12 protein-coding genes are annotated in these 20,967 nt (G+C 73.8%); 5 read left to right on the top strand and 7 right to left on the bottom strand.

Features of this window, described 5'->3' with window-relative positions; translation table 11 throughout:
* Positions 1-8 precede the first annotated feature (8 nt).
* Positions 9-743, bottom strand: coding sequence for a DUF6879 family protein (locus AC07GB_RS11995; protein WP_478844167.1), 735 nt, complete (start codon positions 741-743; stop codon positions 9-11).
* A 173-nt stretch (positions 744-916) separates the two neighbouring features.
* Between AC07GB_RS11995 and AC07GB_RS12000 the strand changes: the two genes are divergently transcribed.
* The 3 genes from AC07GB_RS12000 to AC07GB_RS12010 are packed head-to-tail and all read left to right on the top strand — an operon-like array spanning position 917 to position 1,517.
* Complete coding sequence (locus AC07GB_RS12000; RefSeq protein WP_478844169.1) at positions 917-1,120, top strand: hypothetical protein; 204 nt, start codon at positions 917-919, stop codon at positions 1,118-1,120.
* Positions 1,117-1,341, top strand: a complete 225-nt coding sequence (locus AC07GB_RS12005) for a hypothetical protein (protein ID WP_478844170.1) — start codon at positions 1,117-1,119, stop codon at positions 1,339-1,341. Before AC07GB_RS12000 ends, AC07GB_RS12005 begins: the two co-directional genes overlap by 4 nt.
* The gene (locus tag AC07GB_RS12010; protein ID WP_478844172.1) at positions 1,341-1,517 is read left to right on the top strand and encodes a hypothetical protein; all 177 of its coding nucleotides are present in this window, start codon (positions 1,341-1,343) and stop codon (positions 1,515-1,517) included. The genes AC07GB_RS12005 and AC07GB_RS12010 overlap by 1 nt, the downstream gene beginning before the upstream one ends.
* Positions 1,518-1,722: 205 nt before the next feature.
* Here the strand turns inward: AC07GB_RS12010 and AC07GB_RS12015 are convergent, their stop codons facing one another.
* Positions 1,723-1,995: a DUF6355 family natural product biosynthesis protein gene (locus tag AC07GB_RS12015; protein ID WP_478844313.1), complete on the bottom strand. Its 273-nt coding sequence runs from the start codon at positions 1,993-1,995 to the stop codon at positions 1,723-1,725.
* 590 nt (positions 1,996-2,585) lie between these two features.
* Here AC07GB_RS12015 and AC07GB_RS12020 point away from each other — a divergent pair.
* The gene (locus AC07GB_RS12020; RefSeq protein WP_478844174.1) at positions 2,586-3,515 is read left to right on the top strand and encodes a phosphotransferase; all 930 of its coding nucleotides are present in this window, start codon (positions 2,586-2,588) and stop codon (positions 3,513-3,515) included.
* A gap of 385 nt (positions 3,516-3,900) precedes the next feature.
* Positions 3,901-4,743 (top strand): SpcZ, encoded by an 843-nt coding sequence (locus tag AC07GB_RS12025; protein ID WP_478844176.1) that lies wholly within the window; start codon positions 3,901-3,903, stop codon positions 4,741-4,743.
* Positions 4,744-4,843: 100 nt separating this feature from the next.
* Here the strand turns inward: AC07GB_RS12025 and AC07GB_RS12030 are convergent, their stop codons facing one another.
* The 5 genes from AC07GB_RS12030 to AC07GB_RS12050 all read right to left on the bottom strand — a co-directional run bounded on the left by AC07GB_RS12030 (position 4,844) and on the right by AC07GB_RS12050 (position 20,685).
* Positions 4,844-5,716 (bottom strand): TauD/TfdA dioxygenase family protein, encoded by an 873-nt coding sequence (locus AC07GB_RS12030; RefSeq protein ID WP_478844178.1) that lies wholly within the window; start codon positions 5,714-5,716, stop codon positions 4,844-4,846.
* Between the two features lie 89 nt (positions 5,717-5,805).
* Entirely contained in the window at positions 5,806-6,510 is a 705-nt protein-coding gene (locus AC07GB_RS12035; protein ID WP_478844180.1) for a hypothetical protein, read from the bottom strand.
* Positions 6,476-7,534, bottom strand: a complete 1,059-nt coding sequence (locus tag AC07GB_RS12040; RefSeq protein WP_478844182.1) for a GSCFA domain-containing protein — start codon at positions 7,532-7,534, stop codon at positions 6,476-6,478. Before AC07GB_RS12040 ends, AC07GB_RS12035 begins: the two co-directional genes overlap by 35 nt.
* A 30-nt stretch (positions 7,535-7,564) precedes the next feature.
* Positions 7,565-16,726 (bottom strand): amino acid adenylation domain-containing protein, encoded by a 9,162-nt coding sequence (locus AC07GB_RS12045; protein WP_478844184.1) that lies wholly within the window; start codon positions 16,724-16,726, stop codon positions 7,565-7,567.
* Positions 16,723-20,685, bottom strand: a complete 3,963-nt coding sequence (locus tag AC07GB_RS12050; RefSeq protein WP_478844185.1) for a non-ribosomal peptide synthetase — start codon at positions 20,683-20,685, stop codon at positions 16,723-16,725. Before AC07GB_RS12050 ends, AC07GB_RS12045 begins: the two co-directional genes overlap by 4 nt.
* Between the last annotated feature and the right edge of the window lie 282 nt (positions 20,686-20,967).

The following is a 20,967-nucleotide window of genomic DNA, read 5'->3' on the forward strand; positions in this document are numbered from 1 at the left end:
GCCACGCGTCATTCGGTTGCGGCGAACTGGTCGAACGGCACCGCGTGGTGCATCGCCGCGTCACGCACCATGGCGTACCGCACGACCTCAGCCGGTTCGGTGATCAGCTCGATGTTCGTGATGTTGTCGGCGTCGTCGAAGTGCAGAAGGGCGACCAAGCGCGAGTCGAAGATCCAGAAGTCTTCGGCGGGCAGGTCGGGAGCGTCCTCGCGCCACAGGTACCGGATGTCCTCGCCGACTGCCGCATTGTGCCGGGCGTAGTCGAGCAAGAACCGCTGCTCGGTGGTCATCGGCTTGTCGGCGATGCGGACCCGGCCGACCCTCTTGCCTGCCTCGGTCTGGGCCTTGATGTTCACGAACCAGGGCTCGCTGGGGTCGCAGGGCGCGGAGCCGGTGGCCAAGAACGCCTGAAAATCCGGGTCCTCGCGGTCGGACGCGTAACCGCGTCGTGTCTCCAGCCGCCAAGCCGTGTGCTTGAAGGTCTCGAACAGACGGCGGAAGGTGGCCCGGTCGACAAGTTCGGGCACGCGCTCCATCTCCTTCGGTCCCCGGTTCACGAGCAGTTCGCGCGGCACGGCCACCGCTGCCTCGTCGGCCCCGAAGTGCTGGAGCTGTGCGAGGTCTTCCGGGGCGGTGACGGGCGTGCCCTGAACGATGATCTCGCCGGTGCCTTCGTCCGTGTGCAGGGCGGGGCAACCGTCGACCTTGCTGTCCGTGCCGGTGAAGCGCAACTGACGAGCCATGGACGCTCTCCCTTCGAGGGGTCTTGATCCAACAGCATGGGCCGGGTGCTGGGCTCGGTTCTACGGGGTCAGGCGGGGTGCAGGAGAAAACACCAGAAATCTTGGCGCGCAGTCGAGCAAATTCGAGAAAACACCATACCGTCAGCCAACTGCCCACCTCTAGCGTCCCGTTCATGGCTACCAAACAGCGGAACAACGTCGACCCGCACGCGGCGCTGGAGACCCTCAGAGCGGCACTGACCGAAGCCGGAATCGTCCTGCCTTCGCTGAGGGTCGACGCCGCGTCACCGCAACTGCGGCTGGTGGAGCTGGGACGGGTGCGCGCCGAGGTGGCCGTATGGCTCGCCGAGGCCCTCCGGCGAGGAGGCCGCGAGTGAACCAGCCAACGGGGGCACTGGTCGTCGACACCCAAACCAAGAAGCTCGGCTACGTCATGGGCCACGTCGGTCCGGCCGTGCAGCTCCGGCCGGTGACGGGCGGATGCGAGTGGGACGCCGACCCTGTTCACGTCCGCCGTGCAACGGACGAGGAGCGGCGCAGAGCCATGGAGGAGCGGACGCGCGCTCTGAACTCGGCCAGCAGCGGCGGGGTACTCTGATGACCGCGCCGGACACCTCGACCATGTCCGCCGAGTGCGCCGTCGCACAGCGTCCGGAGTACAAGGACCTGCACAGCAAATGCCGCCAGACCGAGGACGTACCGCTCCTCCACAGCAGCGGCATCCTGCTCATGCGGCGCTGCACCTGCCCCCACCACTACTACACCCCCACATAGGCCGCCGTGGGGTCCCCGTCGCTCTCCCTTGGGCATAGAGACGCCCCGCCGGGGCGAGTACCGGCGGGGCGTCTCTGTGCGGCGGGAGGGCCGTCCGTGGGCTCAGGCGGCGATGGCCGCCCGGAATCGGATCGGAGCCAGAGCGGCGCCCCCGGAAAGAGGTGGCGGGGCGCCCCCCCTGTGAGCGCCCCGCCGGTGGCCGGTGTCAGCAGGTGCGGCCGACGTAGTGGGCGCCCTGGATCTTGCTCGCGGACCCCAGCCAGGTCCTGCCGGGCGCGACGCACCGCTCGTAGTCCTGGGCCAGGGCGACCCTGACGTGGATCACCACACGGGAGCCGTCCGACGTGCAGTGCCGGTAGTAGGCGTCGGAACTCGTCTCGTAGAAGCCGCACGGGTCGGCAGCCGCCGGGGTCGCGGAGGCGGTCACCACCCCGAACGACGTCAGCGCGAGAGCGGCCGAACCGAGGGCGCCGATCACCTTGTGACGGATACGCACCAGAGAACTCCTTGGTCGGAAGAGAGGGGGACCGTACGCGCCGCGAGCGCGGTCGCCGGGACCCGGTCGTCGGCCCGAGGATCGCCGCCGCGCCCCCGTGCCGGAGGGCGGATCACGGCAGGTCTCACCTGGCGCATCGTTTCCGCATGTGCCGTTCGAGTGATCATTGAGGGAACGTCACCACCCATGAGGATCAGGCCATTCGGTGGCCAGGGTCACAACACACCGGCCTGGCGCGGCCGGTGGGGGCGGGCCTACGATGCGGATGCTTCGGCTGTGAAGGAAACGTGCGGCCGACGGCGTACCCGAACAACTGAATGCGTACGCGACTGGGGAAAGCCGGTGGGTCACCGGTTCTACGGCCCCCTGCCGCTTCCTTCCTGGAACGCGCGTAGGGGTTTTTCGTGCGGCACCGGCGGCCGTGGCGCGGGGTCCCGGCGCGACCCCAACCGAAGGGCAGGCAGAAGTACAGACCGACGGCGGCGCCCCGGAGTTGTTAGCGTGGAGCGATGCGGAATCCCCCTGAACAGTTCAGTGAAACGCGCCTGTGGGAAGCGTTGAGGGGATTCGGCGTGTCTCCTGCGAGTGTCACCTACGCCCCGGTGGGCTTCGGTGACTATCACTGGACGGTGACCGACGACGACGGCCGGCCATGGTTCGCCACCGTCTCGGACCTGGAGCACAAGGAGCACTGCGGGCAGGGGGCAGTGGCCGCGCTCAAAGGGCTCCGGCAGGCCATGGACACGGCGCTGGCCCTGCGCGACCGCGAAGGGCTGCGGTTCGTCGTGGCCCCGCTGGCCGCCGCCGACGGCGGTGCGGTCCTGCCCCTGGACGGGCGGTACGCGCTCACGGTGTTCCCGCATGTCCCGGGCCGGGCGGGGGAGTTCGGGCAGCGCCTGTCGCAGGCCGAGCGGGACCAGGTGCTAGAGCTGCTCGCGGAGCTGCACGGCAGGACGCCGCCGGAGACCACCCCGCCCACCGGCACGGAGCCGGCCGGGCTGCACGGCGTGCGCGCTGCCCTCGCCGAGTCGGACGGCCCCTGGACGGGCGGCCCGTTCGCGGAGCCCGCGCGGCGGCTGCTGCGCGAGCACAAGGAGGTGCTCGGCGCCCGCGTCGCCGCGTTCGAGGCACTCGTCGAGCGGGTGCGGGGCAGGGGCGCGCCGCTCGTCGTCACCCATGGCGAGCCGCATCCGGGCAACCTCATCCTGGGTGAGGAGGGCTATTCCCTGGTGGACTGGGACACGGTATGCCTCGCCCTGCCCGAGCGCGACCTCTCCCTGATCTCGGCCGACCCCGCGGCCCTCGCCCGCTACACCCGGCTGACCGGACGCACCCCGGACCCGGACGCCCTCGCGCTCTACCGGCTGCGGTGGAGCCTCCTCGACGTGGCGGAGTTCGTGGACTGGTTCCGCGGCGATCATCAGCACACGGAGGACACCGAGTCCGCGTGGAAGGGCTTCACCAGCACACTGGAGCAACTGGCGGCGGAGCCGGGCACCTGACCCTGGAGGCTTGCCCGCCGTCCCCGCCCTCGGCTTTCGAGGAATAAGCCGGAGAAACAGAAGCGGAATACGATGATGTCAGCTTCCCCTGCGCCTACGAAATAAAAACCGACACCTTATAGCTGCCCGAAAAGGAGCCTCAAGTACTCCCGGCCGAGATCACGGCCGCGTACCGCCGGAGCGCATTCCAGCAGCGTAAGTACCGTGTCCGCCGACGTCACGTGCACAGCACAGGCAGCAGGAAAGCGGAATGCGCTAACGGGAATAGAACGCAAGGAATTTCGGTGGCGTGGGACCGTTCTCTCCTCGTCTGCGGGACGCATGAGAAGGTGTACGGACGGCCGATGATCGTGCCGTGGGAACGGATGAAACAGGAGACAGGCAGATGAGTCGCACACCGGGCGCCCCGGAACCGGCGGAGAGCACCCCGGGACCGGCGGAGGCGGCGGAGACGACCGAGGCGTTCGACCGGTTCGTCGCCCGGCTCGCGGCAGGCCCGGCCGGCCCGGAAGACCCGGCCCCGCACGAGCACGAGCACGGGCCCGAGCTGCCGTCGTGGCTGGCCCAGCTGGCCGCGGCTCTGTTCCAGGGCCAGGACGAGCAGGCGGCGCGGGCCTGGGCGGCGCGCGTGCACACCGCCGTGGGCCGCCTCGACGGAGGCGTGCCGTTCGAGGTCGTCCACGGCTGGCACGCCCGCACCGTGGCGCCGCTGCTCACGGCCGTCGCCGCCCGGCGCGGTGGCGACAGCGCGGCCCTGGACGCCGTACAGCGCCTGCACGAGCGCGCCCTGGCGGGGGAGCGGGTGACGGAGGCGGAGTGGACCGACGCGCTCGGCCCCGCCCTGACCCAGGTCTACGGCTACGCCTACGCGTACGCCGACGCCTACGCCACGGCCTCCGTCAGCGCGCGCGAGTACGCGATGGACAACGACTACGGCGAGGAGAAGGCCGCCGAGTTCGCCGCCATGTACGCGAAGCTCAACACCGACGCCAACGCCCGCTCCTACGCCGACGCCAACGCCCTGGCGCACACGCGGGCGCTTGCGGCGGCCTTCGCCGAGGCCGACGCGCGGGCGTTCGCTCAGGCATATCCCTTCGCCTACGTCCACGCCTACGCGCTCGCCGACGCCGAGCGCGAGGAGCGCGCCGGACGCGACGAGCGGTACCGGGCCGCGTGCGCGCGGCTCGCGGACGGCCTGGCCGAGGCCCTGGACCGCGCCGCCGGCTGAGCCCGCGTACGGACGGACGATCAGCGGAGAGCCCGAGAAGGAGGGGGCGGCAGGCCACCGCGGCCTGCCGCCCCCTCCTTCTCGGCTCCTTCTCCGCGCGTCAGGCCGTGGGGCGGTGGCCCTTGATGGCGACGCGCTGGGCGTAGCGCGAGTGCGGGAAGTAGTCCCAGATCGCGTGGTGCTGCACGCAGCGGTTGTCCCAGAACACCAGCGTGTTCGGGGTCCAGCGGACGCGGCAGCTCAGCAGCGCGGTGTTGGTGATCTGCTTGACGAGCATGTCGATGATCGCGCGGCTCTCGCCCTTGGAGAGCTGCTCGATGTGCGAGACGTAGATGCCGTTGATGTAGAGCAGCTTGCGGCCCGTGTCGGGGTGGCGTGCCACCACCGGGTGCACGTTCACCGGCACGTCGTACTCGGGCGGCGGCGTGGCGCCCTCCCAGGCGAGCAGGCCGTTGTGGACGGCCGTCATCGGGTCCAGGAGCGCCTTCATCGCGGGCGACAGCATCTCGTACGCGAGGTGCATGTTGGCGAACATGGTGTCGCCGCCGCTGCCCACCTCCGGGGTGCGCGTGACGTACAGCATCGAGCCGAGCGACGGCTTGAGGTCGGCGGTGCCGTCGGCGTGCCAGCCGTGCCCCGCGACGTTCCGCGACTCCGCGTCGGCGCTGATCTCCAGGATGTGCGGGTCGGAGCCCTCGGGGGCGAGTGCCACCGGGTGCAGCTCGCCGAAGTAGCGGGCGACCCGCTTGTGGTCCTCGCCGGTGATCTCCTGGTCGCGGAAGACGAGGACGTGGTGGCGCAGGAACGCCCGCTTGACCTCGGCGACCTGCTCGTCCGTCAGCTCCTTGGACAGGTCGAGTCCGGACACCTCGGCGCCGATCACCGGGGTCAGCGCGTCGACGGCGATGTGGTCGTAGACCTCGGGCGGCCGGGTGGTGATGGCCTTGATGGCGTCGAGCGCGAACTGTTCCATGGTCGTGTCCTCCTACGGATCGGATGAAGGGGTGGGGCCGGTGGTGTCGGACCGCGCGGTGCGGCCCCGCGGCCGTGGGGTGGGGCCGGTCAGAGGCCTAGGGCGAGCAGTTCGGCCAGGATCAGGCGGCCGAAGGCGAGACTGCCGTGGATCGCGTCGGTGGCCTCGCTGAACTCCGGGCGCTGGACGCCCGCCCCGTCCGTGACGCGGGCGCGCAGGTCCACGACCTCGACGCCGAGTTCCAGGAGCGCGCGGCGCATGACGTCCTGGGCCGCCATGAAGACCACCGGGTCGGACATGCCGGGCACCCGTTGCGGCGGCATCACGGAGACCACGCGCAGGCCCAGGCCGCGGGCGTGCTCGTAGAAGGCGAGGGCGTCGCGGACCGTGGCGCGGACGAGGTCGTCGAAGAGGCGGCTCTCCAGGAAGCCCGGCACGAAGCCGTCGCCCACGCGGTAGACGTCCCAGTTCGCGGTGGTCGCGACGAAGTGCGCGCTGAAGCCGAACGTGCACACCAGCGGCACGGTGACGGCGTCGAGCCCCTCGGCGCCCAGCTCGTCGAGGAAGCCCCGGTAGAGCGTGTCGGTCTCGGGCTTGCGGAAGACGACGTCGTTGCCGCGCAGGTCGAAGAAGCCCGCGTTGAACTCGCGCCCCGAGCCCACGGGCCCGCCGCTGAAAGCGATCCCCGCCGCCTTGGCCGCCCGGCCGATCACCCCCGCGTGCGAGTCGCCGAGCAGCAGGAACCGGCCCGTGGCGGTCTCAGTGGGAGTTGTAGTAGTCGAGTACGGCGTCATCGCACCAGAAGTCCTCTCCGGCGGTCGGGGTGGTGGGGCGGGCGGCGGGCGGCCGCTGCTCGGCGGCCGGCCGCGGGGCCCGGGTGAGGCCGTCGAAGAACCGGCCCATGACGAAGTCGATGCCCTCCGGCGTGACCGTGCGCAGGTTCGGCTCGAAGAACCCCGCCCTGAAGGGGGCGCCGGTGACGATCTCGTACGACGGGAAGTAGTCGACGTGGTCCAGCTCTTGCGCGAGCTGTCCGGCCACCGCGCGCAGGACGGACTTGGAGTACGTGGTGGCGGTCAGCGCGTGGCCGCCCGTCGCGGTCGCCGTCAGCGGGACCGGGGAGACGGTGAGGAGTACCCGCAAGCCCGGGTTGAACGACCGGGCCAGCTCGACGGCGGCGGACAGGTCCCGGTGCACCTCGGCGAAGGTGAAGTTGTGGAACGCGTGCCGCTCGGCGTCGTAGGTGCCGCGCACGGTGCCCGGGCAGACCGGGTGGACCGTGCCGTCGGCGCGGTCCAGCCAGGCCTCCGTCAGGCCGAGCGTGAAGACGAGGCAGCTCGCCTCGGCGACCGCGCCCCGGATCGCCGCCAGGGTGTGCTCGCGCGCCCCGGCCAGCTCCTCGGGTGAGGCGTACCCCTCCGGCTCGACGGACGGCCGGAACGGGTCGAAGAAGCGGCCCTCCTCCTGCCACACCTCCCGCGGCGGGGCGCTCTCGCCGAACGCCCACGACAGCCACTGCCGCAGCGTGGCCGCGGTGTAGATGTTGCCGGTGCGGAACGAGAACGCGCCGTAGTGGCGGGCCTCGCGCTCGGCCGGGGTCAGGCCCGGCGGGGCCGGTTCGGCGTCGCGCCAGTTCATGCCGCGCTCCAGCAGGGCGCGGCCGATGTGCCGGGCGAAGCACGACCCGGCGGTGAGGATCACGTCGTCCTGCCCCAGGGCGAACTTGGGCGTCCACAGGTCGGTGATGTCGCGCGGGTCCGGCTCGGCCACGGCGGTGCGCCAGAAGGAGCGCGGCGGCAGCGATTGATAGGGGTTCATGAGGGTCCTTCGAAGGTGCGTCGGGCGGTGTCAGCCGGCCCCGGGGACCGGCGTCGACAGGGCGTTGACGGTGTCGGCCACCGCCCGCACCGCGGGCGCCCGGACGATGTCGTAGTGCGTGGTGTCGAGCGGGTGGCACTCCTGGAGGGGCAACCGCTCCTGCCACAGCCGCCGTTGACGCCCGGGCGCGCCGAGCGCGGGCAGCCCCGCCACCGGCCGCGTCGCGAGCCAGAGCCAGGTGGGCGTGGCCGCGAGGCCGGGCGGCTCGTGCTCCGCCAGGGCCGCGATGTTGGCCCGGCAGCAACGCGCCAGACGCTCCGCGTACGCCGTCGCCCCGGCGCTCGCCCCCGCGCCGCCCTGGTGCAGCTCGTGGGCGAAGACCGCCTCCAGGCGGGTGTCGTCGTACGCCCGGAAGTGCGGCCCGGCGTCCGGCGGCGGCGGGTCGAGCAGATAGAGCGCGTCGGCCGGGCGCCCGGCCGCCTCCGCCTCGGCGGCCATGGCCTGCGCCACCCAGGCGCCGAAGGACCAGCCCGCGAGCCGCCACCGCCACGAGCCGTGCGGGAAGCGCGCCTGGAGCGCCGCGTGGTACTGGCGGGCCCGCTCGGCGAGGGACCACACGGGCGGTTCGGCCGCGCGCAGCGCGGGATCGGCGATCAGACAGACGGTGAGACGGGGGTCGAGGGCCGACACCAGGGCGCGGTAGGCCTGGATGTCACCGCCGACCGGGTGCACCAGGCACACCACCTCGTCCCCGGTGCCCTCCTGCCAGACCTCCAAGGTGACCGGCTCCGCGGCGGCGGGCGCGACCTCGCCGAGGTGCGTGAGCACCTCGTTGAGGCTCACCCGGTGGCTGAGCCGGGACAGCTCGATGCCGACGCCGAAGCGGTCCTCCACCTCGGCGATCAGGTCGATCAGCGTCAGCGAGTCGGCGCCGTGGTCGTACAGCGAGGCGTCCGGGTCGAGGTCGTCGAGGCCGAGGGCGTCCCGGAGCCACCCGGCGAGTTCACCGGGGTCCGGGGCCAGGGGCCCGGCGTCCACCGCCTCGTCCTGCCGCGCGGGGGGAGCCGCGTCGGCCGGGGGCGCGTAGAAGTCACGCACCCGCTCGATGTCCGTCGTGGACACCAGGAGCTGCGGCAGCTGGAGGCGCAGCGCCCGTGCGAAGAGCCGCTGCCCCTCCTTGACCGCCAGGCCGAAGGCGAGGTGGGCCTGGTGACGGGCGTCCGAGCGCAGCGCGTCGCGCGCCATGCCGACCTCGCTCCAGATGTCCCAGTCGACGCCGATCCGCAGCGTGTCCTCGTCCGCGTGGGACCGGTACCGGGCGAAGCCGTCCAGGAGCCCCGCGGAGGCGGCGTAGTCGAACTGGCCGATGCCGCCGAAGAGCGCCGCCATGGACGAGCAGTACACGGCGAAGTCCGGCCGGTGACGCTCGATCAGGCGCTCCACGAGCAGCGCGCCGCCCAGCTTGGCCGCCGTCACCCACCGCATCGCCTCGCCGTCGCGCCGGGCGATCAGGCCGCCGCCCGCCGCGCCGGCGGCGTGCACCACGCCGTCGACCCGGCCGATGTGCCGCTCGATCCGGGCCAGGACGTCGTCGGCCGCGTCCGCGGCCAGGTCCGCCGTGACCAGCTCCACGCGCTCGGCCCACTGCGCCAGGTCGGCCGGGAGCCGCCCGCTGCGCGACAGCAGCACCACCCGGCAGTCGGCCTGGGTGAGGAGCCAGGCCGCGAGGGCGCAGCCGATGCCGCCCGTGCCACCCAGGACGACATAGGTGCCGCCCGGCGTCACGGACAGCGCGGAGGGCGCCGCGAGCGCGGGCGCGGGCACCGGGAGCAGGGCCTGGCGCCACCAGTAGCCCTGCCGCAGCGCGAGCCGCCGGGGCAGCTCGGCCGCGGCGTCCGCCCCGGAGAGCAGGCCCGCCACGGCGACGGCCCAGTCGGCGGGCGTGGCGCCGGGCAGGTCGAGCCAGCGGCCGTCGACGCCGGACTCCTGCGGCACGACCTCACCGGCGCCCGCGAGGAGCCCAAGCTCGGGCCGGTCCACGGCGCCCACGACGGGCTGGGCGCCGTACGACAGCCACCAAGGGCGCAGCCTGAGGTCACCGGCCGCCTGGACGAGCGCGGCAGGGGTGTCCAGACAGGCCCACCGGGCGCGCTCCAGGCTCGCCTCGCCGACCGGCCCCTCGACGGTGAGCGGCAGCGCGTGCAGCCAGTCGACCCCGGCCCCGGCCGCGTCGCCCAGGGCGTCGAACAGCTCCCGCAGCGAGTCCGCGTCGGCCGGGTCCACCGCGTACACGTCGTCGGCCACGCGGGCGAAGGCACCGGCCGCTTCGACCCGCACCACCCGCTCGTACGCCGCGTCGAAGGCGCGCAGCGCCTCGGCCGGCAGCGGCCCGGCCGTCATGACGACGAGCAGGCGGGGCGCGGCGGGGCCCTGGGTGCGGGCGGCGCGGGCGAGGCGCACCCAGTGCGGCTGGTGCAGCCAGTCGTCCTCGGGCAGCCGCTGCGGCGCCGGGACTGCCGTGCCCGGCCCAGCGGTCGCCGTCCGTGGCTGTGCCGCGCGCTCGAAGTCGTACGTCGTGAGGCGGAAGACCGGCGGCGGGAAGTCCCACGGCGCCTGGGCCGGGCCCTGCGGCCACCGCACGGTCCGGCCGGCCAGCCAGGCCTCGGCAAGGTCGTCGGCCGTGCGGCCCTCCGCGGGGCACGGCTCGTCGTCCGGGGTCACCTCGGTGCCGGACACCGTGCGCAGCCACGCGACCGCGGCGGCGGCGTCGGCGGGCACGGCCGCGGCCCGCCAGCGGCGCGGCGCGCGCCCCGCCTGGAGGTGGCACAGCACCTGGCCGTACGCCTCGGGCCGCGCCTCCAAGTAGGAGGCGATGCGCGCGGCCTCGGCGCGCAGGCCCTCCGCGCTGCTGCTGGAGAGCAACAGGCAGGCGGCGGCGGGGTGTTCGGCGGTGGCGCCCCGCGCCTCGGATGCTTCGAGCAGCAGGTGCGCGTTCGTGCCGCCGATGCCGAAGCTGCTGACGGCCGCGACCCGGGGCCGGCCTTCGGGCCAGGGGAGCGCCCGCGTCGGCACGTAGAAGGGCGCGATGTCCGGGCCGAGCTTCGGGTTGAGCTGGTGGAAGTCGACGTTGGGCGGGATCACGCCGTGGTGCACCGCGAGCGCGGCCCGCACCAGGCCCACCACGCCCGCGGCGGCGCCCAGATGGCCGATCTGGCTCTTCACCGACGTCAGCGCGCACCGGTCGGAGCCGTCCAGGTCGAAGGCCTGCCGCAGCGCGCCGACCTCGACCGGGTCGCCGAGCTGGGTGCCGGTGCCATGCGCCTCCACGTAGCCGAGGTCGGCGCTGGTGCGGCCGCTGCGGCGCAGCGCGGCGCGGATCACCTCGCGCTGGCCCGGCAGCGACGGGGCGCTGTAACTCAGCTTGCCCGAACCGTCGTTGTTGAGGCCCGAACCGGTGATCACCGCGTACACGGTGTCGCCGTCGCGGCGCGCGAGCCGCAGCGGCTTGAGCACGACCACGCCGACGCCGCTGGCGCCGATGGTGCCGCTGGCGTCGTCGCTGAACGGCCGGCAGTGGCCGTCCTTGGAGAAGATGTGCTGCGGGCGGTAGCGGTAGCCGTCGGTCAGGAGCGTGTCGACGAGCACGCCGCCCGCCAGCATCACGTCGGCGTCGCCCTGGCGCAGCAGCCCGGCCGCCACGTGCACGGCCACCAGCGAACTCGCGCACGCCGCCTGGACGGTGAAGGCAGGACCCGTCAGGTCGAGGTGGTAGGCGACCTTGGTGGTGAGGAAGTCCTTCTCCTGGTGGAGGGCCATCTGGAAGCTGTCGGGCAGCCGCTCGGGATCGGCCTCGCGCACCAGGGACTGGTAGTACGTGTTCTCGCCGCACCCGGCGACGATGCCGACGCGCCGCTCCGCGGGGTCCGCGATCCCGGCGTGCGCCAGGGCCTGCACACAGCTCATCAGGAGATGGCGCTGCTGCGGGTCCATCAGCCGCGCCTCCTGGCGGCTGATGCCGAAGTGCTCCGGGTCGAAGCCGAGGAGACCGGACATCTGGCTGCGGGCGCCGACCAGGCCTTCGGCGGCGTCGAAGTGCTCCATGCCACGGCCCCCGGACCGCACCAGGTCCCAGAAAGCGGCCAGGTCGTCGGCGCCGGGCAGCCGCACGGCCATGCCGACCACCGCGATCGGCTCGTCGGCCAGGCCCTCGGTCCCGGACTCCCCGCGCGCGGGCGCGGTGCTCGCCTCGGCGCCGGCCGCCCCCTGGTCCAGGAACCGGGCCAGGCCGCGGATCGTGACGTGCTCGAACAGGTCGGGAATGGTGAAGTCGAGGCCGGGCTCCGCACCGCAGCGCAGATGGAAGCGCATCAGGTCCAGGCTCGTCGCGCCCGCGTCGAAGAAGCGCTGCTCGGGCCCGACGGGACGGCCGAGCACCGATTCGAGCACCTCTGTCAGCCGCGCCTCGCGCGCCGACAGGACCGGCGCGGCCCCGCCCCGCGGCCGCAGCTCGTCACCGGGCGCGGTCAGCACCGCGCGGCGGTCCAGCTTGCCGCTGGGCGTGAGCGGCAGGCGCGTGAGCCGCCGGAACCGGTCGATCCGTACGTACGCCGGGAGCAGCGGCGCCAGATGGCGCGTCAGGTCCTCCGGCGCCGGGGTGTGCCCGGGGCACTCCAGGCACGCCACGAGGCGGCCGTCGCCGTCCCGCGTCACCACGGCATTGGCGACGTCGGGGTGGCTCAGGAGCGCCGCCTCGACCTGGCCCAGTTCGAGCCGGTGGCCGCTCAGCTTGATCTGCTGGTCGTCGCGGCCCAGGTAGTGCAGGAGGCCGTCGTGGTCGAAGCGGGCCACGTCGCCGGTGCGGTAGAAGGTGCCGAGACCGGGCAGGTCGACGAAGCGCTCGGCGTTCAGGGCCGGGGCGTTGAGGTAGCAGGGGGACACCATCGGCCCGCCGACGAGCAGCCGCCCGGGGCAGCCCGGCGGCACCGGCTCGCCGGCCTCGTCGACCACCCGCAGCCAGGCGCCCGCCACGGGTACGCCGATCGCGGGGCGCTCCGGCCAGCCGGCCGGGTCGCCCTCCAGGCACAGGGCGCTCACCACGTGCGTCTCGCTCGGCCCGTAGTGGTTGAACAGGCGCGCCCCCGGGAGCCCGGCGAGCCAGGCACGGATCGCGTCGGTGCACAGCAGCTGCTCGCCGGCGGTGATCACCTCGCGCAGGCGCGCGGGGTAACGGCCGAGCCGGACCCCGTGCTCGGCCAGGACCTGGAGCGCCACGTACGGCAGGAAGAGCCGCTCGATGCCGGCGGATTCGAGCTGTTCGAGGAGCGCGGGCGCGTCCTGGCGCCAGGCGGGCCGCACGAGGTGCAGCGTGCCGCCGCCGCACAGCGTGCTGTAGATCTCCTGGAAGGAGACGTCGAACGACAGCATGGAGAACTGCTGGGTGGCGGCGGGCGCCCCGAGGCCGCCGGACGTGCGCTGCCACTGGAGCAGATTGCACATCGTCAGCTCGGGCACCTGGACGCCCTTGGGGGTGCCGGTGGAGCCGGAGGTGAACAGCGTGTAGAGCGGTCGCACGCCGTCGTGCGGCGGAAGCTGCGGTTCCACGTGCGCGGGGGCGGCGGCCAGGGTGACCGGGTGGCGCGGCAGGCCCTCCGGGGCGATCGCGGCGACGGCCGCCTCGTCGCCGGGCGTGACGAGCACGCACAGCGGCTCCACCTGGTCCAGGATCTGCCGCAGCAGCCCGGGCGGGTACGTCGGGTCGAGCGGTACGGCGGTCAGGTTGAGCCGGGCGAGCGCGAGGAGCGCCACCACGTGCTCGACGGACGGCTGGAAGTACAGCGCGACATGGCACGGGCTGCCCGCCGGCACCGGGTGCCGCTCGTGCAGCTCGGCCGCGAGGGCCGCGGCGTACGCGTCGAGTTCGGCGTACGTCACGGTGCGGCCCTCGGCGGCGAGCGCGGGGGCGTCGGGCGTGCGCCGCGCCTGCCGGGCGAAGCCCTCGGTGACGGTGGTGAAGGGCAGCGGCTCCGCGGTGGAGCGGCCGAGGTCGGGCAGGGCGCGGCGGTAGGGCGCGACCAGCTCGGCCAGGGTGGTGCCGGCCCCGTCGGCCAGGTGGTCCAGGGCGCGCCGGAACAGCTCGTCGAGGGCCGCCACCTGGGCGGAGTCGAAGTGCGCGGTGTCGTACTCCCACAGGCAGTCGAAGCCGGTGCCGCGCTCGACGACCGACAGGGTCAGCGGGCACTTCGCCCGCTGAGGGACCGGCCACGCGGGGCGGGTCGCGCAGCCGGGCAGCGCGAACGCATCGAAGTCGGTGTTCTCCAGGACGAAAAGGAAGTCGAACGGCGCGTCGCCCGCGCCCCCCGCGCCCCGGTCCGCCAGGGCGTCGGCGAGGGCCACGTCCTGCCGGTCGAGGACGGCGCGCGCGGCGGCGCCGTGCCGCTCCAACTGCGTGCGGAGCCGTTCGCCGGGCGCCAGGTCGAGGGGCAGCAGGACGGTGTTGGCGAACATGCCGACGCTGGCCTCGAAGTCCTGCACCGGCCGGTTGGCCACGGGCCCCGCGATCCGGGGCCGGGCGCGGCCCGTCACCCCGTACAGGCCCCAGGCGTACACGCCGAGCAGGAGCTGGAAGCGGGTGAGGCCGAGGTCGGCGCAGAGCCGGTCGAGCGCGGCACGCCGGTCCGCGTCGAGCGTGGTGTGCAGCAGCCCCGCGCGGCCCTCGCCGCGGACCGGTTCCAGGGCCGCGTCGCCGGGCGAGCCGTCGGCGAACTCGGCGAAGTCGTCGTAGTGTGCGCGCAGTTCCTCGCGCTGCGCCCGGTATGCGGGGCGGGAGAACCACTCGCTCTGCCAGGTGGCGTAGTCGAGCGGGGTCGGCGCGGGCCGGGTCTCCCGCGCCGGTCCTTCACCGGGGTGCGCGTAGTCGGCCGACAGCTCGCGGAAGAGCACGTTGAGGGACCAGCCGTCGACCGCGATGTGGTGCAGGAGGAGCAGCAGTTCGCCACCGCCGGGCCGGGGCAGCCAGCAGGCCCGGAAGAGCTGGGGCAGCGCCAGGTCGAAGGGGGCGGCGAGGAACCGCTCGGTGAAGGCGCGGCGGCCGTCCTCGTCGCTCAGCGCCTCCTGGTCGGGCTCCGTCCACGGGTCGTACGGCTCGGCCACCACCTGCCGCACCCCGTCGGGCGTGGCCTCGAAGGCGGTGCGCAGCGCCGGATGGCGCTCGACGAGACGCCGCAGCGCGCGCCGCAGCGCGTCGGTGTCGACCTCGCCGTCCACGCGGAAGACCATCGGGACGTGGTACGCGAGGGACGCGGGGTCGCGCTGGTGCAGCAGCCAGAGGCGCTGCTGCTCGGAGGTCGCGGGGGCGGAGCGCGCGCCGGCCGGGGCGGGCGCCGCCGGGTAGGGCGAGCCGCCGGTGCCGTCCGTGTCCGCGCCCGCCTCGACGGCGGCGGCCAGCTCGGCGAAGTCCCCGTGCAGGACCACGGCCTGGGGCAGCTCGCAGCCCCAGCGGCGGCGCGCCTCGAAGCGCAGCCGCAGCGCCTTCAGGGAGTCGCCGCCGCACGCGATCCAGCGATCGGCGAGGCGCAGGCCGGTCAGGCCGAGGACCTCGCCCGCCAGGTCGAGCACCTCGCGCTGGTGGGGGGTGACGTCCTCGGCCGCGCCGGGCGCGTTCGCACGCCGCCAGGGCTCGTCGGCGCGCCGCAGCAGCGCCTCCTTGTCCACCTTGCCGTTCGCGTTCAGCGGCAGCGCGTCGACCAGATAGGCGCGGTGCGGCCGCATGTACGCGGGCAGGCTCGCCGCCAGGTGCGCCTCGAAGGCGTCGTACGAGAGGTCGGCGCCGAGGACCAGGTAGGCGAGCAGTTCGTTGACGCCGCTCGCGTCGCGGCGGGTGCACACATAGGCCTGGCGCACCGCGGGGTGCGCCACGATCTGCCGCTCCAGCTCGCCCGGTTCGACCCGGAAGCCGCGGACCTTGACCTGGCGGTCGGCGCGCTCCACGTACGCGATGTGGCCTTCGGCGTCCAGCCGCACCAGGTCGCCGGTGCGGTAGTGGCGCGTGGAGCCGTCCCCGTGCCAGGGCAGCGTGACGAAGCGGCGCGCGGTCTCCTCGGGAAGGTTGCGGTAGCCCGCGGCGAGCGCCTCGCCCGCCAGATACAGCTCGGCCACCTCGCCGGGCGCGGCCGCGCGACTGCCGTCGGCCGCCACGAGCAGCGTCCCGGTGCCCGGCAGGGCGCGCCCGATCGGCACCACGTCGCCGTCGAAGTCACGCGGAATGGGGTGGCACAGCGCGAACGTGGTGGCCTCGGTGGGGCCGTACACGTTGTGCAGGCGCGTGCCGCTGCCGGCGTTGTCGCGGTACCAGCGGCGGATGAGCCGGGCGTTGAGCTGCTCGCCGCCGGTGAGGACCTGGCCGACGGAGGAGAAGCAGTGCGGCACCTTGTCCACGACGGCGTTGAACAGCGCCACCGTGATGAACACGATGTCGACGCGCTGCCGCTCCAGGGCGGCAGCGAGAGCCTCGGGGTCCTGGACCGTCGCGTCGCCGATGATCACGCAGCGGCCGCCGGTGAGCAGCGGCACCCACACCTCGAAGCTGATCGCGTCGAAGGCGGGGTTGGACATGCAGGCGAAGCCGTGGCCCTCGCGCGTCTCGACGTAGCCGGGGCGGGCGAGGCGCAGGATGCCCGCGTCCCGCACCTCGACGCCCTTGGGCTGCCCGGTGGTGCCGGAGGTGTAGAAGACGAACGACACCGGCGCGGCGGGCGCGAGCCCGTGCGACGCGCCGTGGCCGCCGTCGAGCAGCGCGGCGACCGGCAGCGGCCGCACGCCGTCGGGCAGCGCGTCGGGTGCCGCGGCACCGTGGATCACCGCCACGCATCCCGAGTCGGTCAGGATGTGGGCGCGCCGGTCGGCCGGGCTCTGGGCGTCCAGCGGTACGACGACCGCGCCCGCGCGCAGCGCGCCGAGCATGGCGCAGACCAGCTCCCAGGAGCGCGGCAGGCAGATGGCGACGGCCTGGCCCGGGCGCACGCCGTGGTGGCGCAGGGCGGCGGCGACGGCGGCGCTCGCCGTGTCGAGCCCGCCGTAGGTGTGGGACCGCTCCCCTTCGACGACCGCGACGGCGTCGGGGTGGCGGCGGGCCCGGTCGAGCACCGACCGGGCGAGCGTCGGGGCCGGGGACGGCACCGGTGCGATGGTGGTCATTCCGCCTCCCGCGCCGGAGCGGACTGGGCGGACCGCGGCTGACCGGCCCCGGCGAAGCGGGCCAGTTCCGACTCGATCCGCGCGGCGACCTTGAGGATCTCGGCGGACTCCAGCATGCCCCAGTGGTCGCAGGCGATCGACTCCACCTCGAAGTCGCCGTCGGCGCGGTCCCGCCAGAAGTCCCGTACGCCCGCGAGGAAGTCGTCCGACGCGCCCTCGATCGCCTGGAGGAAGACGGTGCGGGCCGCGGTCGGCCGCGGGTCGTAGGCGACCGCGGTGGTGCGGTTGTGGTTGTAGATGTGGAAGTACTGCTCGATCTGCCGGTCGTCGATGCCCGGGTACATGCCGTTGAACTTCACCAGTTTTTCCCGGAATTCGGCCATGTCCACGGTGACGATGTTGGCGCGCTGCTCCTCGTTGCCCGCGCCCTGGGCGTCGAGCAGCACCACGCTGACGTCCTCGTGGCCCGCGGCGGCGAGGCGGCGGCCCATCTCGTGGACGACGAGACCGCCGTAGGACAGGCCGGTGAGGACCAGCGGCCCGCCGGACAGTGGCTCGATGAGCTTCAGATAGGCCTCGGCCATGGCCTCGACCGTGGGCAGGAAGTCCTCGCCGGGGTTCACGCCCGGGGACTGGACGCCGTGGACGCCGACGTGCTCCGGCAGCGCCTTGGCCAGCGAGAGGTAGCAGAAGGCGGTGCCGCCCGCCGGGTGGACGCAGACGACGTGCGCGTCGCCGTCGCCCGCGCGGAACCGCAGGAGGTTGCTCGGCGGCGCTCCCGACGCGCCCCGGCGAAGGCGTCCGCCCATCTCCTCGATGGTCGGGTGCAGCATGACCTCGCGGACCGACAGGGTCTCGCCGAAGGCCTCGCGGACGGCGTGCACGAGCTTGATGGCGGAGATCGAGGTGCCGCCGATGTCGAAGAAGCTGTCGCGGATGCCGATGTCGGGCTGGAGCAGCAGGCGCCGCCATATCTGATAGAGGGTCAGCTCTATGTGGTCGCGCGGGCTCGCCTGGTTGACCTGGGCGGGCCGGTCGGCGCGCGCCCGCTCCAGGAGCGCGGCGCGGTCGAGCTTGCCGTTGCGGGTCTGCGGCAGGCGCGGCACCTCGACGAAGACGCCCGGGATCATATGGGCCGGCAGGCGCCGCGCCAGGGCCGCGCGCCACTCGGCGGCCGGGCGCGGCGCGGCGTCGCCCACGCCCACGGCGGCCACCAGCTGCGGCTCGCCCGCCCCGTCGCGGTCGGCGATGACGGCGGCCTCGGACACGCCGGGCTGGTCGAGCAGCGTGGCCTCGATCTCGCCCAGCTCGATGCGGAAGCCGCGCAGCTTGATCTGGTGGTCGCGGCGGCCCGCGTACACCAGGTCGCCCTCGGGCAGCCAGCGGGCCAGGTCGCCGCTGCGGTACATCCGCGCGCCGGGCACGAACGGGTCGGCCACGAACCGCTCGGCGGTCAGGTCGGGACGGCCCAGATAGCCGCGCGCCATGCCCGCCCCGGCGATGTACAGCTCGCCCACCACGCCGACCGGGACCGGCCTGAGCCGCTCGTCGAGCACGTACGTACGGGTGTTGGCCACCGGCGGCCCGATCGGCGCCTGCCGCTCCAGGGGCCGCGGCGTGAGGTACGCGGTGCAGTACAGGGCGGTCTCGGTGGGGCCGTAGCCGTTGAGGATGTGCAGACCAGGAAGCACCTGGGTCATGCGGTGCAGGCTGTCCTCGGGCAGCGGCTCCAGACCGGTGTGGATATAGCGCAGGGACAGGCCCGCGAGGCGCTCCTCGGGGGCCTCGCAGATCCACTTCACGTAGGCGGGCGGAAGCAGCGCCTCCACGATGCGGTGCTCCCGCATCCAGCCCACGAGGGCCTCGGGGTCGTCGCGGACGTCCTTGGGCACCAGCTGGAGCACGCCGCCCGAGGTGAGCGGAAGCAGCAGCTCCTGCACCGAGGCGTCGAAGGCGAAGCTCGGCCACATCGCCGACGCCTGGCCCGGCGCCGCGTCGAACCGCGTCAGCCAGTAGTCCAGGAGGTTGAGGATGCCCCGGTGCGTCGCGGCCACGCCCTTGGGGCGGCCGGTGGAACCGGAGGTGTAGATCACGTACGCCAGGTCGTCCGGGCGGAAGCCGCGGCCGGGCGCGTCGTCCCTGAGCCCCTCGGCCTCGACGGCGGTCAGCGGCAGCCAGGCCTCGCCCGGCGGCGCGGCGTCGTTGCTCAGCACCAGCATGGCGCCGGCGTCCGCCGCCATGCCGGTGAGCCGCTCCGCGGGCAGCGCCGGGTCGAGCGGCAGATACGCGCCGCCCGCCTTCAGGACGCCCAGGATGCCCACGAGCAGGTCCACCGAGAGGTGCGTGTGCAGGCCGACCACGCGGTCGGTGCCGATGCCTCGCGCGATCAGGGCGTGGGCGAGCCGGTTGGCGCGCCGCTCCAGGGTGGCGTAGTCCAGCGTCTCGCCCGCGTGCACCACGGCGGTCTGGCCGGGCCGCTCCCGCACCTGGGCCTCGAAGCGCTCCACCAGGCCGGCGGGCGAGCCCGGGGCGGCGGTGTCGTTGAAGTCCACGATCACCTGGCGGCGGGCGTGCTCGTCGAGCACGGTCAGCTCGGCGACGGGCGTGTCGGGGCCCGCGGCCAGCTGCTCCAGGACGTGCCGCAGCTGACGGCCGTACCGCTCGGCCGTCCCGGCGTCGAAGAGGGCGGTGGCGTAGCCGAGCGTGCCCGTGAGCCGGCCGTCCTCCTCCGCCAGGGTCAGGGTCAGGTCGAACTCGGCGACCGGGCACGGCGTCGTGAGCGGCGTCGCCTCCAGGCCCGGCAGCGCCCAGGCGCCCGCCTCGCCGTCCCGCCAGGCGAACATCACCTGGAACAACGGCGTGTGCGCCAGGCTGCGGGCCGGCTTGACCAGCTCGACGACCTGCTCGAAGGGCAGGTCCTGGTGGCGCAGTGCTGACAACGTTGCCGTACGGACGCGGTCGAGGAACCCGGCCACCGTCAGGTCGTCGGACACCTCGATCCGCAGCGCCACGGCGTTGGCGAAGGAGCCGACGAGCCCTTCGAGTTCGCCGCCGCCGCGGTTTGCGGTGGGCATGCCGATCACCACGTCGGACTGGCCCGCGGCGCGCGCGAGCACCAGCGCCCACGCGGCCAGGACCGTCATGGACAGCGTCGCGTCGCCGCGCCGGCCGAGGTCCTTGAGCGCGGCCGTCAGCTCCTCGTCGAAGGCGAGCCGCAGCTCCCCGCCGCGGTGGTCCCGCTCGGCGGGGCGCGGCCGGTCGGTCGGCAGCTCCAGGAGTGCGGGGGCGTCCGCGAGGGCCTGCCGCCAGTAGGCGCCCTGCCGGGCCGCGGCCCCGTCGGGCGAGGCGTCGGCCAGCCACTCCTGCTGCCAGGCGGCGTAGTCGGCGTACTGCGCGGGCAGCGGCGGCAGCGGGTCCGGGGCGCCCGCGCGGAAGGCCGCGTACAGCGCGCCGGCCTCCTGGATCAGGACGCCCAGGGACCAGCCGTCGCACACGAGCTGGTGCGCCGTGAGCAACAGGACGTGCCGGTCGGCGCCGAGCGTCAGGAGGCGGCCGCGGATCAGGGGGCCGCGCGCCAGGTCGAACGGGGCGGTGGCCTCCTCCCGCCGCGTGCGCGCGAGTTCGGCCTCGGCGTCCGGGTGGCCGGTCAGGTCCTCGGTCGTCAGGCGCAGGCCCGTGCCGGGCGGGTCGATCTCCTGGACGGCCGCGCCCGCGACGGACACGAGGCGCGTGCGCAGCACCTCGTGGCGCGCGACGAGCGCGTCCAGGGCCCGGCTCAGCGCCGCCCGGTCCAGGGCACCCCGCAGCTCCACCGCCGTGGGCAGGTGGTGCGCTTCGCTCGCGCCCGGCATTTGCGACAGGAACCACAGCCGTTGCTGTGCGGAGGACGCCACCAGGGGGGCGGCGCGGTCCGCGGTCGGGAGGGTGACGGAAAGGGGGACGTCGCTGTTCGCGGACAAGGCTGACTCTTCCACTCTGCGGGTGGCGTGTTCACGGCGGTACGGGAAATGGTGACGGAAAGGCGCGGAGCTATCACTCAGCGAGGTCGGCCGAGTATTCCGACAGTTCCGAATTTGCAATCGGATCCAGAATGCGTCGAGCCTTTGGGGCCAAGGGGCGCTGATCGTACGCGAATTCGTTGCCGAGCCGGCCCGACGTGCCGTCTGACCTGCTGTGCGGCCTGTATACCTCCGGACAGGTGGGGAGCCGTCAACGGGATGATCGATCAGTCCTTGAGGGTC

The organism is Streptomyces sp. NPDC045778, assembly GCF_056431945.1.